This window comes from Luteibacter sp. SVR4-7G (assembly GCF_056755555.1).
In genome coordinates this window covers 1-14,294 of record NZ_JBPGXO010000043.1, presented here as the reverse complement: position 1 = coordinate 14,294, position 14,294 = coordinate 1, and the positions used below count along the sequence as shown (strand labels likewise).

The following is a 14,294-nucleotide window of genomic DNA, read 5'->3' as shown; positions in this document are numbered from 1 at the left end:
CTCAGGCCAGGCGGCCGTAGAGATCGTGGGCGTCGGCGTCTTCCACGACGACGTCGACGAACTGGCCCGGCTTCAGCAGCTGGCCGTCGTCGATGCGCACGGCACCGTCGATTTCCGGTGCGTCGGCGCTGGAGCGGCCCCACGCGCCGTCGGCATCGATCTCGTCGACCAGCACCTTCACCGTCCTGCCAATCTTCCGCTGCAGCTTCGCCGCGGAAATCTCCGCCTGCACTGCCATGAACTGTTCGAGGCGGTCTTCCTTCAGCTCCTCGTCGATCTGGCCCGGCAAATCGTTGGCCTTCGCGCCGTCGACCGGCGAGTAGGCGAACGCGCCGACCCGGTCGAGCTCGGCTTCGCGCAGGAAGTCGAGGAGTTCCTGGAACTCGGCGTGGGTTTCCCCAGGGAAGCCGACGATGAAGGTGCTGCGGATGGTCAGGTCGGGCACCTGGCGGCGCCAGTTCTGGATGCGCTCCAGGGTCTTGTCGACGTTGCCCGGGCGCTTCATCAGCTTGAGGATGCGCGGGCTGGCATGCTGGAAGGGAATGTCGAGGTACGGAAGAATCCTGCCTTCCGCCATCAGCGGCATCACCTCGTCCACGTGCGGGTACGGGTAGACATAGTGCAGGCGCGTCCAGACGCCTAGCTCGGACAGGCCTTCGCACAGTTCGGTCATGCGCGTGCGGTAAGCCTTGCCGCGCCACTCGCGCTCGGCATAGCGGACATCCACCCCGTAGGCGCTGGTGTCCTGCGAGATGACCAGCAGTTCCTTCACCCCGCCCTTCACGAGCTTCTCGGCCTCGATCAGCACCTGGTCCACCGGGCGGCTGACCAGGTCGCCGCGCATCGACGGGATGATGCAGAAGCTGCAGCGGTGGTTGCAGCCCTCGGAGATCTTCAGGTACGCGTAATGCTTCGGCGTGAGCTTCACGCCCGTGTCGGGCACGAGATCGAGGAACTTGTTCCGGGTCGGCGGCAGCGCCTGGTGCACCGCGCTCATCACCGAGGCGTAATCCTGCGGACCGGTGATCGCAAGCACGTCGGGATAGCTTTCCCGGATCAGCTCCTGGCGCTTGCCGAGGCAGCCGGTGACGATGACCTTGCCGTTCTCGTGCAGGGCCTCGCCGATCGCATCGAGCGATTCCTGGACGGCGGAGTCGATGAAGCCACAGGTATTGACCACCACGGCATCGGCGGCATCGTAGGTGGGAACGATCTCGTAGCCCTCGACCTTGAGCTGGGTGAGGATGCGTTCGGAATCGACGAGCGCCTTCGGGCAGCCGAGGCTGACGAAACCGATCTTCTGGGTCTGGGCGGCCTGGGACATTACCGTGGGTACCGGGGGGAGGAAACCGCGCATTATAGCCGTTCGCGGCGAACGCGGTTTCCGGTCAATCCGGGATCACGGGCGCCCGGTTAAGATCGGCAGTCCGCTTCCCTACCCCATTTGACGGAGATCCATGCCATGGGCCACACCCTGATCCTCGATACCTCCCGACCGCACGAAAGCATGGATGCCTACCTGGCCGAGCCTTCAGGGCAGCCCAGGGGCGGGATCGTGGTCATCCAGGAGATCTTCGGCGTCAACGCGCATATCCGCAGCGTGGCCGACCGCTTCGCCGAGGAGGGCTATGTGGCTATCGCGCCTTCCCTGTTCGACCCGGTCGAGAAAGGCGTGGAACTGGGTTATGACCAGGAAGGCATGCAGAAGGGCCAGAAGCTGATCGCCGAGCTGGGCCTCCTCCGCCCGACCCAGGACGTGGGCATTGCCGCGGCCCTGATCGCCGACCGCTACAAGGTCAAGGTGGGCACGGTCGGGTACTGCTGGGGCGGCACCGTCGCACTGCTGGCCGCGCTGCGCCTGGGACTGCCTTCGGCAAGCTATTACGGCTCGCGCAACGTTCCCTTCCTCACCGAGCCGGCGAAGGCCAACGTGGTCTTCCATTTCGGCGAGCGCGATCATTCGATCCCGCCCGAAATGATCGAGAAGCACCGCGAACTGAAGCCCGGCATGGATACCTGGGTCTACCCGGCCGATCACGGGTTCAACCGCGACGTAGGCGGCAGCTACGACGAGCCGAGCGCCAAGCTGGCCATGGAACGTACGCTGGCCTTCCTTGCCCAAGAGCTGAAGTGAGCGTGGCCTTCGCCCTGGACGCCAGGCTGGCCGCGGACACGCTTTCCGTCGGCGACCTGCCGCTGTGCCGGGTGCTGCTGATGCGCGATCGCCGCTATGCCTGGCTCGTGCTCGTTCCCCGGCGTCCCGGGATGGTGGAAGTGGCCGACCTCGCGGAAGGCGATCGCGCCGCGCTGTGGCGCGAGGTGGACCTGGCGGGCGCCGCACTGCGGGCCGTCGCGCCTTGCGACAAGCTCAACATAGGCGCGTTGGGGAACATTGTGCGCCAGTTGCATGTACACGTGCTGGCGCGGGTGGAAGGCGACCCGGCGTGGCCGGGGCCTGTGTGGGGGCATAGCCCTGCGGAGGCTTATGGCGAAGGCGAGGCGGAGCGTCTGCTGGAGGCCCTGAAAGCCTCGCTACACCTGTAGGAGCGCACTTGTGCGCGACGCCGTTGAGGCCGGGCGCAACAGGCCCTGTCGCTCTTCGCGAAAAGATGTCGCGCACAAGGTGCGCTCCTACACAAGACAGCCGGGGCGCGAGCGTGCCGGCTGTCTCCATGCGCAACAAGCCGGCGGCTTATTGCTGCGTCTGCGGGTCGTAGGCGCCGCTGGAGGCGTCCTTACCCTTCATGCGATCCGGCAGGGAGGCCTTCTGAGGGGTGTCCTCAAGCTGGCGCGCCTTTTCTTCGACGGCGTTCAGGCGGACCAGTTCGCCTTTCTTGTCGTAGTAGACGGTGAAGCCGTAATCCAGCTGCATGCGGGCCAGGAAGCCCAGGTGGGCGTCGCGGATCTTGGAATCGTCGCTGGGCAGCACCAGCACCGTCTTCGGCAGCTTGCCCTGGTCCTTCAGGTAAGCGAAATGGCTGCCGGTATCGGCGGCGGAGAGCACGGCGCCGTCGACGAGGAACTGGCCGCTCTTGTACGCCTTGATGGTGTAGTCGAACTGGCCCTGCTCCGCGGTGACGTGGTCGGATTTCGAGGCGCCACGATGGCAGCCGGCCAGCACCAGCATGCTGGCGAGGAAGATCGCCGCGGCGGCGCGGGCCATCAGGGTGGGAACTCGGATCATGCGGTGTCTCCGTGCATCGGTATGGCGTGGAATGGGCGAGTCTACCGCGCGCGGATGTCGGGCGCGGGTGCGACGGTAAGGCCGTTCAGGTGCTCGGCAGCGTCACGCCGCGCTGGCCCTGGTACTTGCCGCCGCGGTCGGCGTACGACACTTCGCATTCCTCGTCGGATTCGAGGAAGAGCATCTGGGCCACGCCCTCGTTGGCGTAGATTTTCGCGGGCAGCGGCGTGGTGTTCGAGAATTCCAGCGTCACGTGGCCTTCCCACTCCGGCTCGAGCGGTGTCACGTTCACGATGATCCCGCAGCGCGCATAGGTGCTCTTGCCGAGGCAGATCGTGAGCACCTTGCGCGGAATGCGGAAGTACTCAACGGTGCGCGCGAGCGCGAAGGAATTCGGCGGAATGATGCACACGTCGGACTTGATGTCGACGAAGCTGCGCTCGTCGAAGGCCTTCGGATCGACGATCGTCGAATTGATGTTCGTGAACACCTTGAACTCGTCCGCGCAGCGGACGTCGTAGCCATAGCTGGAGGTGCCGTACGAGACCAGACGGTGGCCGTCCCGCTCCTTGACCTGGCCGGGAGCGAACGGCTCGATCATGCCGTGCTCCGCGGCCATGCGGCGGATCCACTTGTCGGACTTGATGCTCAATGCTGTCTCTCCCTCGCTGGAGCCGGAAAGGTATAGGAACGTCGCGGGACGCGCCACTCAGGTGTTCTGGATGACGATCTTGGGGAAGCTGATGGCCTTGTTGCGCGCCTGCAGCGAAAGCTTCGCCGCGGTCGACCGGGCGATGGCGCGGTAGCGCATCGCCAGGTCGGAGTCGGGGATGGCGGCAACGGTAGGCCGTCCCGCGTCCGCCTGCTCGCGGATGCGGATGTCCAGCGGCAGGTCGCCCAGATACGCGATGCCGGCCTCGGCCGCCATGCGCGCGCCGCCGCCCTGGCCGAAGATATGCTCCTCGTGCCCGCAGTTAGTGCAGATGTGGGTGGCCATGTTCTCCACCACGCCCAGGACCGGCACCTCGACCTTGCGGAACATGCCCAGGGCCTTGCGGGCGTCGAGCAAGGCGATGTCCTGCGGCGTGGTGACGATCACCGCGCCAGACACGGGCACCTTCTGCGACAGGGTGAGCTGGATGTCGCCGGTGCCCGGGGGCAGGTCGATGATCAGGTAATCCAGCGCGTCCCAGCGGGTGTCCGTCAGCAGCTGCATCAGCGCCTGGGTGACCATCGGGCCGCGCCAGATCATGGGCGCGTCCTCGTCGATCAGGACGCCGATCGACATGGCCTGCAGGCCATGCGCGCGCATCGGCTCGATGCTCTTGCCGTCGGGCGAGCTGGGTTTGCCGGACAGGCCCAGCATGCGCGGCTGGCTCGGGCCGTAGATATCGGCGTCGAGGATGCCGACGTTGGCCCCCTCGGCGGCCAGCGCCAGGGCCAGGTTCACCGAGACCGTGGACTTGCCCACGCCACCCTTGCCCGAGGCGACCGCCACGACGTTCTTCACCCCCGGGAGGGGGGCGAGCTGGCCCTGGACCTTATGGGCATGGACACGCCAGGCCACCGACACGGCCGCGGCGTCGATCGCCGGATCCGCCTCCAGGGCGGCCTTGACCTCCGCGCTGGCCTGCTCGACGTAGCCAGCGGCCGGGTAGCCGAGCTGGATGTCCACCGAGACCCGGCTGCCGTCCACGCCGACGGCACGCACGGAGGCGCCCAGCGGCTGGCCGGAATGCGGATCGATGACGCGGTCGAGGATGCCGCGGACGAGGGTTTCGCTGGGCTGGGTCATGGGGAAGGGATGGGAGATTTCGGAGACGCCCATTATGGCACCCCTTCGACGGCGGGCTCCCTGCGGGAAATCGCCGGAAGCCTGTGGCGACCCGCAGGAACCCAGGATGAAACCCCAGGAACACGGTCGAGGCCACCGCGCGCGGCCGACGGGCGGGAGCGACCGGCCGCCATCTGGCGCGATGCAGCTTGACGCCCGTCGCAGCCCTCGTCAGGCTCGGCCATACCTGACCGTATGGGACGCCTGGAAGCCTATGAAGCCCCTGATCCGCACCGCCCTAGCCCTCGCCCTGGCCGCGAGCGCCCTCCCCGCCCTGGCTGCGGACAACTCCCCCGTGGGCAAGTGGAAAACGATTGACGACAAGACCGGCGAGGCGAAATCCATCGTGGAAATCACCGAGCACGGCGGCCTCCTCGAGGGCAAAGTATCCAAGATACTGAAGTCGGACCATGGCCCGAACCCCGTCTGCGCGAAATGCGACGGCGAGCGCAAGAACAAGCCCATCGAAGGCATGACGATCATGTGGGGCCTGAAGAAGGACGGCGACGAATGGTCGGGCGGCCAGATCCTCGATCCGGCCAAGGGCAAGATCTACAAGGTCGAACTGAAGCTGGAGGACGGCGGCAAGACCCTGGACGTGCACGGCTACATCGGCTTCTCGCTGATCGGCCGCAGCCAGAAGTGGATCCGCCAGGAATAAGCCCAGGGAAACCCGCCACGGCGGCCGGAAGCCGGCAAAGCGATGAAGCGGCGGGGCCACGTGCCATAATTCCCGGTCCCATTGCCGACCGTGCGAATCATGGCCCGCCGCATCCTCGTCACCAACGCCCTCCCCTATGCCAATGGCCCGCTGCACCTCGGCCACCTGCTCGGCTACATCCAGGCCGACATCTGGGCGAGGGCGCAACGGATGCAAGGCAACGAGGTGTGGTACGTGGCCGGCGAGGACGCGCACGGCACGCCGATCATGCTGGCCGCCGAGAAGGCCGGGAAGTCGCCCGAGGAATACATCGCGGATATCCGTGCCGGGCACGAGGCCGACTTCACCGGCTTCCACTTCAGTTACGACCAGTACCACACGACGCACTCGCCGGAAAACCGCGAGCTCGCCACCGCGATCTACATGCGCCTGCGCGACGGCGGCTACATTGCACGCCGCGACATCCAGCAGCTGTACGATCCCGAGCGGGACATGTTCCTGCCCGACCGCTACATCAAGGGCACCTGCCCCAACTGCGGCACGCCCGACCAGTACGGCGATAACTGCGAGAACTGCGGCGCAACCTACGCGCCGACCGACCTGCTGAACCCGTATTCGGTGATGTCCGGCGCCACGCCGGTCCTGCGCGACTCGGAGCATTACTTCTTCGAACTGGGCAAGTTCGAGAACCTGCTGCGCGACTGGTTCGGCGGCAAGTTCACGCAGGGCAGGCCGGTGGCGAACGCGGGCGTCACCGCGAAGCTGTCCGAGTGGCTGGACGGCGGCCTGCGCGACTGGGACATCTCCCGAGACGCGCCCTACTTCGGATTTCCGATCCCGGACGCGCCTGGCAAGTTCTTCTACGTATGGCTCGACGCGCCGGTGGGGTACCTCGCCTCGTTCAAGGCGTTGTGCGACCGGACCGGCCTGCGCTTCGACGATTTCCTCGGTCCCGCCAGCACCGCCGAGATGCACCATTTCGTCGGTAAGGACATCATCAATTTCCATGGCCTGTTCTGGCCGGCGATGCTGCATGGCGCTGGGATGCGCACGCCCACCGCGCTGCACGTGAACGGTTACCTCACCGTCAACGGCACGAAGATGTCGAAGTCGCGCGGCACCTTCATCCAGGCGCGGACCTACCTCGACAGCGGTCTCGATCCCGAAGCGCTGCGCTATTACTTCGCGACCATGCTCACCGAGAATCCGGTCGATGTGGACCTCGACCTGAAGTCGTTCGAGGAGCGCGTGAACTCGCACCTGGTCGGCAAGTGGGTGAACATCGCCAGCCGTACCGCCGGCTTCCTGCACTCGCATTTCGACGGCAAGCTGGCCGAGCGCTTCGAGGAGCCGGTGTCCGCATGGTGGCCGAATTTCCTGGTGAGCTACGACGACACCGTCGCGCTCTACGACAGCGGCGACCTCGCCGAAGTCTGCCGTCGCTTCGTGGCGCTCGCCGACGACGCCAACGGCCATATCGCCGCCATGGCACCGTGGAAGCTCGCCAAGGACGAAAGCCGCCGTGAAGAACTGCACCAGATCTGCACGCTCGCGATCCACGTGTTCCGCCTGCTCACCGCCCTGGTGAAGCCGATCCTGCCGAAGACAGCGGCGCTGGCCGAGGAATTCCTGGGCTCGACCGTGGAGCATTTCGCCGACGCGCGCCACGAACTCTTCGGTCACACGGTCAACGCCTTCTCGCCGCTGTTCGGCCGCCTCGACCCGAAGAAGATCGAAGCCATGGTCGAGGCGTCGAAGGAATCCTTCTCTCCCGCGGAACAGGCCAAGGCGGCCGCCGCGGAAGCCAAACCTGCCAAGAAAGCCAAAGAAGCTCCGAAAGCCATGACCGACGCCACCACCGAAACCGCCACCATTTCCATCGACGACTTCGCCAAGCTCGACCTGCGCATCGGCAAGGTCGAAGCCTGCGAGTTCGTGGATGGCTCGGACAAGCTGCTGCGGTTCGAGCTCGATGCGGGCCCCCTGGGCAAGCGCCAGATCTTCTCGGGCATCCGCGCCGCCTACGGCGAACCGGAGAAGCTCGTGGGTCGCAATGTCGTCTTCATCGCCAACCTCGCGCCACGCAAGATGCGCTTCGGCGTTTCCGAAGGGATGATCCTCTCTGCCGGCGACGGCGGGGCAGACCTGTTCCTACTCGATGCCGACCAGGGCGCGGCGCCGGGCGCCACCGTACGCTGATTCCCGTGACGGCAACGCTCGCCGATCGCATCGACGACCTGCTGCCGCAGACGCAGTGCGAGCAGTGCGGATTCCACGGCTGCCGTCCCTACGCGGAGGCGATCGCCGCCGGTGAAGCGGCGATCGACCGGTGCCCGCCCGGCGGTGCCGCGGGCATCGCCCGCCTGGCCGCCCTGCTCGATCGCCCGGTCGTGCCTCTGGATACGTCCCGCGGCATCGAGAAGCCGCGGACGCTGGCACGTATCGTCGAACCCGATTGCATCGGCTGCACGAAGTGCATCCAGGTCTGCCCCGTCGATGCCATCGTCGGTTCGTCGAAGCAGATGCATACCGTGGTATCCGACCTTTGCACCGGGTGCGAGCTCTGCGTACCCGCCTGCCCCGTGGACTGCATCGTGCTGGACCCGATGCCGCTGGCCCAGGCGGACGACCGCGTACATGCCGATGCCGCGCGCCGGCGCTTCCAGCGGCGCGAGCGCCGTCTTCTCCGCGAGCGCGAGGCGCGCGAGCGCCAGCTCGCCGCCAGCAAGGTGGAGGTGGCGGCCCCCGCCGCGAAGAACGCGGTGCTCGAAGCGCTCGCCCGCGCCAAAGCCAGGAAAAAGGACAGCCCGTGAAGAAGGCCGACGTGGTCGAGATGTTCAGCCGCCTGCGCGAGCTGAACCCGCATCCGAAGACCGAACTCGAATACACCACGCCGTTCGAACTGCTGGCCGCCGTGGCGCTGTCGGCGCAGGCGACCGACGTGGGCGTGAACAAGGCCACGCGGAAGCTGTTTCCCGTGGCGAACACGCCGCAGAAGATCCTCGATCTCGGGCTGGAAAAGCTGAAGGGTTACATCAGCACCATCGGCCTCTACAACAACAAGGCCAAGAACCTGATCGCGATGAGCCAGATCCTCGTCGACCGCTACGCCGGCGAAGTGCCGGCGACGCGCGAGGCACTGGAAGAACTGCCCGGGGTCGGCCGCAAGACTGCCAACGTCGTACTGAACACCGCCTTCGGCCAGCCGACGATCGCCGTCGACACGCACATCTTCCGCGTGGCCAATCGCACGGGCCTGGCCCGGGGGCCGGACGTGCGCACGGTGGAAGACAAGCTGGAAAAGGTGATCCCGAAGGAGTTCATCCAGGACGCGCACCACTGGTTGATCCTGCACGGGCGCTATGTATGCAAGGCGCGTAAACCGGAATGCCCCTCCTGCGCGATCGTCGACCTCTGCGCGTACAAGCACAAGACGAAGCCCTGACGTAAGCTCGCACCGGTTCACGACCTCCGTGCGCCTGTAGGAGCGCACTTGTGCGCGACAGCTTTTCGCGAAACATTGAAGACTGGCGCGAAAAGCTGTCGCGCACAAGGTGCGCTCCTACAAGGCAGCGGCTCTTTAGGCGGTGCGCCTGGAACCTTCGACGCGCCTTCCCAGTTCCTGCCAGTCCACCACCAGTTCGCATCCGCGCTTGGAGGCGTTCCTGCCCCACTCGCGCAGCAATTCCAGCGACGCCTGGTCGATGTGGTGCAGGCGATCCAGCATCACCGACAGCCGGGTGTTCGGCGGAATCCGTTCCAGGGTGCGCGCCATCGTCGGCACCTTCAGGAACGTGGCCGAACCTTCGAGGTGCAGCGTGGCGTTACCCGGCTCGTCGTGGTGCGTCACGTCCATCTTCAGCTTCGACGACAGCAGGGCCAGGCGCAGCAGCGACAAGCCGAAGCCGATGATCACGCCGGTGAGCAGGTCGGTGGCGACGATGGCGACCGTGGTGGCCACGTAGACCGCCGCGGTGCCCTTGCCGTACACGGCGAGATCCTTGACCTGCTTCGGATTGACCATCTTCACGCCGGTAAAGACGAGGATGCCGGCGAGGCAGGACACCGGCGTCATGCGCATCAGCCACGGCAGCAGCATCACGAAGCCCAGCAGCCATGCGCCGTGCATGATGGTGGCCATGCGCGTCGCCGAGCCGGCCTGCACGTTGGCCGCGCTGCGCACGATCACGCCCGTCATCGGCAGCGCACCGAGGAAGCCGCAGATGAGGTTGCCCACGCCCTGCGCCGTCAGTTCGCGATCGAAATTGGTCCGGGCCCCATCGTGCATGCGATCCACCGCGGCGGCCGAGAGCAGCGTCTCCGCGCTGGCGATGAAGGCAAACGTCGCCGCCGCCACCAGCAAGGTCGCATCGAACACACCGAACAGGCTGCCCAGGGTGGGCAGGTTCACCGCGGCGAACAGGTTGGACGGCACGTCCACCCGCTTCACGTCGAACGCGCCGAACTGCGCGATCGCGGTCATCGCCACCACCGCGAGCAGTGCGCCCGGGACGAAGCGCAGCTTCGCCGGCCGAAGCTTTTCCCAACCGAGCATGATGGCGATGGTGCCGAGGCCGATCATCAGTGCGCCCGGCGTCTGCCCGTCACCGGTCCCGGTGACGGTCTGCCATGCCGTCGCCGGCAACGCGGCGAAATTCTCGAGACCGCGCGCCTTGGGAATGGCATCCAGCAGCACATGCGACTGCGAGGCCACGATGAGGATGCCGATGCCGGACAGCATGCCCGCCACGACGGCCGGCGACGTCATGCGGAACCACACGCCGACGCGGCACAGGCCGGCCACCACCTGGATGAGGCCGGCAAGCAGGACGACGGGGCCGAGAGCCGCCACGCCATGTTCCCGCACCAGCTCGAACACCAGCACGGCGAGGCCTGCCGCCGGACCGCTCACCTGCAGCGGCGAACCGGCGATGGCACCCACGACGAGGCCGCCCACGATGCCCGTGATCAGGCCGGCGCTGGGCGGCATGCCGGAGGCGATGGCGATACCCATGCACAGCGGCAGAGCGACAAGAAAGACGACCACCGATCCGAGGAGGTCGCGGCCAAACAGGCCGTGGGAGAAGTAAGCGCGCATGATCGTTCCTCAGGCGGCCGAGGCTACCGGTGCCGGCGTGGAGAAGCGGGCGTGCGGCGTGGCATCGGGCGCGTTCTTGTCGCCGGCCAGGAGCGGACGGAAGCGGCCCTCGGAAGGATCGAAGGCGGTGATTTCCGTCTTCGCGATGTCGTAGATCCAGCCATGGATTCGCAGGCTGCCGTTGGCCATCGCGGCGGCGACGGCGGGCAGCGTGCGCATGTGCTCGAGCTGGCCCACCACGTTCTCCTCGGTGAGGTAGCGCAGGCCTTCCTCGCCCAGGATCGTCGGACGGTTCTCGGCAACCACGTAGCGCGCCACGTCGGCATGCTTGAGCCACTGTTCCACCGACGGCTTGCCCGCGAGAGCGGCGGGGTTCTGCAGGGCCTTCATCGCACCGCAGTCCGAATGGCCGCAGATGACGATGTGCTGGACCTTGAGCGCCGTCACGGCGTACTCGATAGCGGCCACCACACCGCTCACGTGCTGTGCGTACGGCGGCACGATGTTGCCTACGTTGCGGTAGACGAACAGATCGCCGGGCTGCGCCTCGAAGATCATCTCGGGCATCACGCGCGAATCGGCGCAGGTAATGAACATCGTGTGCGGGGTCTGTCCCGAAGCGAGGCGCGCGAACAGGTCGCGCTGCTCGGCGGTCATGTGGCGGCGGAAATGATCGAAACCTTGAATGAGGCGTTCCATGACGTATTCCTTCTTTTGAGCGTTTGGGGATGACGGACGCATGGCGTCCGCCGGCGCCTGGCGACGTGCCTGGCGCATGGGGAAAAACTTCGAAAGCGGAATGGCGCAGTACGCGCCGGGGTCAGGCGATCGGAGGGCGCAGTTCGGAAGTACGGGTATGCGCGTGGGGCGGTGGCACGAACCCCGGAAGGCTTCCGGGGCGAAGCCGCGGCATCGTCACCGCGTGCTCGGGCGGGACGTCGAACGTATCGTCGAGGCCGCAGTTGTTGTCTTCCAGCGACGAGACGAGGTCTTCGTCGTCCGGATCGGCCATCCCGTCGCCGGCGTCGACGTAGAGGGCCTGGCTGACCGCGTCAGCCGAGTGGCTGGGCATGGCATGGACTCCGGCGCACGCGACGAAGAGCGCGAGGAACACAAGGAGCGTGCCCGCGATGCGTCGTATGGAGTTGGCCGGAAATCGGTTCATGCGGCGGACGCTACGGAGCGAATGTGACAGATGCAAGAGGGGTGACGCCGTGGTTCAGGCTTGGGCTCCCCGATGTACGGAAAACGCAGTGTGCCAGGGGTTTTTTTAGGAAGCATGGACCAGTCTTTCGTTCAGCACCGGGCTTGCTGACTCCCAAAGTTCCACTGAGACAATTCGCAAAAGCATGAGAGAGCCATGCCGTACACCACCTGTAGGAGCGCGCAACGCGCGCGACAGTCTTTCGCGACTAACCACACGCTCGAACGAACAGCGACGCAAGAACGAAAGCACCTCACGCTATTGGCGAGCGAGGCTGCATCAAAGAAAAACGGCGGGCTCGCGCCCGCCGTTCGTTTCGTCCTTGAGTAGAACTCCCTTCCGATACCGGTCAGAAGCTGAGCTGGCCCCAGAAGCCGACTTCGTCGGTCTTGTAGTGGTACGGGGTGGCGAACGGACCGTCGAGCTTGTTGTGCTTGTAGACGACCGCGAGCTTGAGGTTCTTCAGCACGTCGTACGAGACGCCGGCGTTGTAGTACTTGTCCTTCAGCTCGTTCTCGACATTTGCGAGGCTGGTGTACTTGTAGTTGAGGCGATCGTAACGGGCGAACACGGCCCACTGCGGATCGAAGTGCCAGTCGGCCCACAGCGAGTAGCCGTCTGCCTTGTCCTTCAAGGTACCCTGAGCGACACCGACGCCCGGACCCGTGCCCTGGTACTTCAGGATGTCGTCCCAGTTCTCGGAGTGGAAGTACTCCACGCCCGCGCCGAAGGTCTTGTCGCGCCACGCCACGAGGGCGTCGCCACGGGTGGCGGTACGGGTCGGGGCGCCGGCTTCGACGTCGTTACCACGCTTGCCGGAATAACCGCCGACGGCGATCACCATCTGCTCGATCGGCGAGTAGCCGAAGCGGCCTTCCGCATCGACGCTCTTAGAGCGGCTCAGGTTGCGGTAGCCGCGGCCGTTGACCACGGACAGCTGGTAGTTGATCGAGTTGTCGCCGGTCGTCGCACCGAGGGCATGCAGACCCCAGTCGGACGAGTTGCCGAAGGCGCCCACGCCGCCGGCGGTCGCGGTGCCGCCGCTGCGACCGCCTTCGAAGGAGCGGTCGGTGATGGTGTTCTCGACGTAGCGGTAGCCGTACCACTTCTCGACGAACGGGATCCAGGGCATGTCGGCCGCACCGAGGCGGACGGTGAAGAGCGGATCGAACTTGCCCTGCACGTAAGCCTTCTTCACGAAGAGGCTGGTGGACGACAACGAGGACTGGTAGCTGAAGTCGGTGGTCAGGTTGGCCGACCAGACGTCGTCGAAGGTGTGGTCGACGACCAGGTAGAAGCGCTTGACGTCGAAGCCGGTGCCGTTGACGGAACCGTGGCCGTCCTTGGTCTGGCGGGGACCGTTGCCGACCTTCTCGGTGTGGTCCTGGTTGGTCACGTCGAAGAACATCGTGCCGCCGATGTGGGTGTTGTCCACGATCTTGGCGAGCTTCTCGACCTTTTTGGACAGGTCGTCGGTCGGCTTGGCAGCGGCGACCTGCACGTCGTTCACGGCCTTGGCCGTCTCGATCTGCGCATCGGCCTGGGCCTCCTGCTTGCTTTCGAGTTCGGCCACCTTGGCCTGGAGGGCGGCGAGCTGCGCCTGCAGCTGCTGGAGGGTGGCGGCATCGACCGAGACCCGGGCCGGCTGCTGCGACTTCGGCGTCGCGGCAAGGGCCGAGAAGCTGGTCACGCCCAGACCGGCGGCGATCGCCACCGTGAGCAACTTGGAACGCATGGGATGTCTCCGCTGAAAGGATGGAATGGCAGTTGGCTGTGTGAACCCCTGAGTCCGTTTGAGATTTTTCTGTCCGAAAATCCTCAAAGGGGCCAACGGCGCGAAGAATGGGCCCAGGGGTTTACCGTTCCATGCACTTTTTGTTACAGATCGGCGACACGCGCACATTCCCTTAACGAGCGCGCCCCTGGCCGCCGCCGGGCTGATATCCTTTGCGGATGGATACGACGAGCAACAGCACCGCATCGACCATGGCCGGGCGGTTCAGGGGGTTCCTGCCAGTCATCGTGGACGTCGAAACCGGCGGCTTCGAGGCCGAGCGGGACGCCCTGCTGGAGATCGCCGTCGTGCCCGTCGCCATGGAGCCTTCGGGCTTCCTGGTTCCCCAGCCGGTGGTCGCCGCGAACGTGGAGCCCTTTGCGGGCGCGAACATCGACCCGCGCTCCCTGGAAGTGACGGGCATCGACCCCGACCACCCGTTCCGCGGCGCCCTGCCCGAGCGCCAGGCGCTCGACCACGTATTCAATACGGTGCGCGAGGCCGTGCGGGTCGCCGGATGCCAGCGCGCGGTGCTGGTG

At 66.0% G+C, this 14,294-nt stretch carries 15 protein-coding genes; 7 read left to right on the top strand and 8 right to left on the bottom strand.

The annotated features are described in order from the left end of the window. Window position 1: 1 nt before the first annotated feature. Entirely contained in the window at window positions 2–1,324 is a 1,323-nt protein-coding gene (gene rimO / locus ACR9ZH_RS15085; protein ID WP_481291575.1) for a 30S ribosomal protein S12 methylthiotransferase RimO, read from the bottom strand. Between the two features lie 138 nt (window positions 1,325–1,462). On the opposite strand from rimO, the gene ACR9ZH_RS15080 reads away from it, so the two are divergent. Together ACR9ZH_RS15080 and ACR9ZH_RS15075 are read left to right on the top strand one after the other, a co-directional pair. Continuing rightward, complete coding sequence (locus ACR9ZH_RS15080; protein ID WP_481291574.1) at window positions 1,463–2,134, top strand: dienelactone hydrolase family protein; 672 nt, start codon at window positions 1,463–1,465, stop codon at window positions 2,132–2,134. Next, on the top strand, window positions 2,131–2,544 hold the full coding sequence (locus ACR9ZH_RS15075; RefSeq protein WP_481291573.1) for an HIT domain-containing protein: 414 nt from the start codon (window positions 2,131–2,133) through the stop codon (window positions 2,542–2,544). The genes ACR9ZH_RS15080 and ACR9ZH_RS15075 overlap by 4 nt, the downstream gene beginning before the upstream one ends. A gap of 148 nt (window positions 2,545–2,692) precedes the next feature. On the opposite strand, the gene ACR9ZH_RS15070 is transcribed toward ACR9ZH_RS15075, so the two are convergent. The 3 genes from ACR9ZH_RS15070 to apbC form a co-directional block, all read right to left on the bottom strand. After that, a complete protein-coding gene (locus tag ACR9ZH_RS15070) occupies window positions 2,693–3,184 on the bottom strand; it encodes a hypothetical protein (RefSeq protein ID WP_481291572.1) in 492 nt (163 codons plus the stop codon). 85 nt (window positions 3,185–3,269) lie between these two features. Next, window positions 3,270–3,836 carry a dCTP deaminase gene (gene dcd, locus ACR9ZH_RS15065; RefSeq protein WP_089973877.1) on the bottom strand — a complete coding sequence of 189 codons (567 nt, stop codon included), beginning with the start codon at window positions 3,834–3,836 and terminating at the stop codon, window positions 3,270–3,272. 57 nt (window positions 3,837–3,893) lie between these two features. Then, window positions 3,894–4,979 carry an iron-sulfur cluster carrier protein ApbC gene (apbC, locus tag ACR9ZH_RS15060; RefSeq protein ID WP_481291593.1) on the bottom strand — a complete coding sequence of 362 codons (1,086 nt, stop codon included), beginning with the start codon at window positions 4,977–4,979 and terminating at the stop codon, window positions 3,894–3,896. Window positions 4,980–5,232: 253 nt separating this feature from the next. On the opposite strand from apbC, the gene ACR9ZH_RS15055 reads away from it, so the two are divergent. From ACR9ZH_RS15055 to nth, 4 genes are all read left to right on the top strand, one after another. After that, window positions 5,233–5,679: a DUF2147 domain-containing protein gene (locus ACR9ZH_RS15055; protein ID WP_481291571.1), complete on the top strand. Its 447-nt coding sequence runs from the start codon at window positions 5,233–5,235 to the stop codon at window positions 5,677–5,679. Window positions 5,680–5,778: 99 nt separating this feature from the next. Next, window positions 5,779–7,878, top strand: coding sequence for a methionine--tRNA ligase (metG, locus tag ACR9ZH_RS15050; RefSeq protein ID WP_481291570.1), 2,100 nt, complete (start codon window positions 5,779–5,781; stop codon window positions 7,876–7,878). Beyond that, window positions 7,878–8,492, top strand: a complete 615-nt coding sequence (rsxB, locus tag ACR9ZH_RS15045; RefSeq protein WP_481291592.1) for an electron transport complex subunit RsxB — start codon at window positions 7,878–7,880, stop codon at window positions 8,490–8,492. The genes metG and rsxB overlap by 1 nt, the downstream gene beginning before the upstream one ends. Window positions 8,493–8,512: 20 nt before the next feature. Then, on the top strand, window positions 8,513–9,124 hold the full coding sequence (gene nth / locus ACR9ZH_RS15040; RefSeq protein WP_481291591.1) for an endonuclease III: 612 nt from the start codon (window positions 8,513–8,515) through the stop codon (window positions 9,122–9,124). Between the two features lie 135 nt (window positions 9,125–9,259). Here the strand turns inward: nth and ACR9ZH_RS15035 are convergent, their stop codons facing one another. From ACR9ZH_RS15035 to ACR9ZH_RS15020, 4 genes are all read right to left on the bottom strand, one after another. Beyond that, window positions 9,260–10,777, bottom strand: coding sequence for a SulP family inorganic anion transporter (locus ACR9ZH_RS15035; protein ID WP_481291569.1), 1,518 nt, complete (start codon window positions 10,775–10,777; stop codon window positions 9,260–9,262). 9 nt (window positions 10,778–10,786) lie between these two features. Then, on the bottom strand, window positions 10,787–11,476 hold the full coding sequence (locus ACR9ZH_RS15030) for a carbonic anhydrase (RefSeq protein ID WP_481291568.1): 690 nt from the start codon (window positions 11,474–11,476) through the stop codon (window positions 10,787–10,789). 121 nt (window positions 11,477–11,597) lie between these two features. Beyond that, window positions 11,598–11,849 (bottom strand): hypothetical protein, encoded by a 252-nt coding sequence (locus ACR9ZH_RS15025; protein ID WP_481291567.1) that lies wholly within the window; start codon window positions 11,847–11,849, stop codon window positions 11,598–11,600. A gap of 481 nt (window positions 11,850–12,330) precedes the next feature. Continuing rightward, window positions 12,331–13,716, bottom strand: a complete 1,386-nt coding sequence (locus ACR9ZH_RS15020; protein ID WP_481291566.1) for a porin — start codon at window positions 13,714–13,716, stop codon at window positions 12,331–12,333. 218 nt (window positions 13,717–13,934) lie between these two features. Here ACR9ZH_RS15020 and ACR9ZH_RS15015 point away from each other — a divergent pair. Continuing rightward, on the top strand, window positions 13,935–14,294 hold a 360-nt coding region (locus tag ACR9ZH_RS15015; protein ID WP_481291565.1), incomplete at its 3' end, for an exonuclease domain-containing protein.

Coding starts and splice junctions, on each gene's coding strand:
- rimO (WP_481291575.1), bottom strand. CDS start 1,324: ATGTCCCAGGCCGCCCAGACCCAGAAGATCGGTTTCGTCAGCCTCGGC.
- ACR9ZH_RS15080 (WP_481291574.1), top strand. CDS start 1,463: ATGGGCCACACCCTGATCCTCGATACCTCCCGACCGCACGAAAGCATG.
- ACR9ZH_RS15070 (WP_481291572.1), bottom strand. CDS start 3,184: ATGATCCGAGTTCCCACCCTGATGGCCCGCGCCGCCGCGGCGATCTTC.
- apbC (WP_481291593.1), bottom strand. CDS start 4,979: ATGACCCAGCCCAGCGAAACCCTCGTCCGCGGCATCCTCGACCGCGTC.
- ACR9ZH_RS15055 (WP_481291571.1), top strand. CDS start 5,233: ATGAAGCCCCTGATCCGCACCGCCCTAGCCCTCGCCCTGGCCGCGAGC.
- metG (WP_481291570.1), top strand. CDS start 5,779: ATGGCCCGCCGCATCCTCGTCACCAACGCCCTCCCCTATGCCAATGGC.
- nth (WP_481291591.1), top strand. CDS start 8,513: ATGTTCAGCCGCCTGCGCGAGCTGAACCCGCATCCGAAGACCGAACTC.
- ACR9ZH_RS15035 (WP_481291569.1), bottom strand. CDS start 10,777: ATGCGCGCTTACTTCTCCCACGGCCTGTTTGGCCGCGACCTCCTCGGA.
- ACR9ZH_RS15030 (WP_481291568.1), bottom strand. CDS start 11,476: ATGGAACGCCTCATTCAAGGTTTCGATCATTTCCGCCGCCACATGACC.
- ACR9ZH_RS15025 (WP_481291567.1), bottom strand. CDS start 11,849: ATGCCCAGCCACTCGGCTGACGCGGTCAGCCAGGCCCTCTACGTCGAC.
- ACR9ZH_RS15020 (WP_481291566.1), bottom strand. CDS start 13,716: ATGCGTTCCAAGTTGCTCACGGTGGCGATCGCCGCCGGTCTGGGCGTG.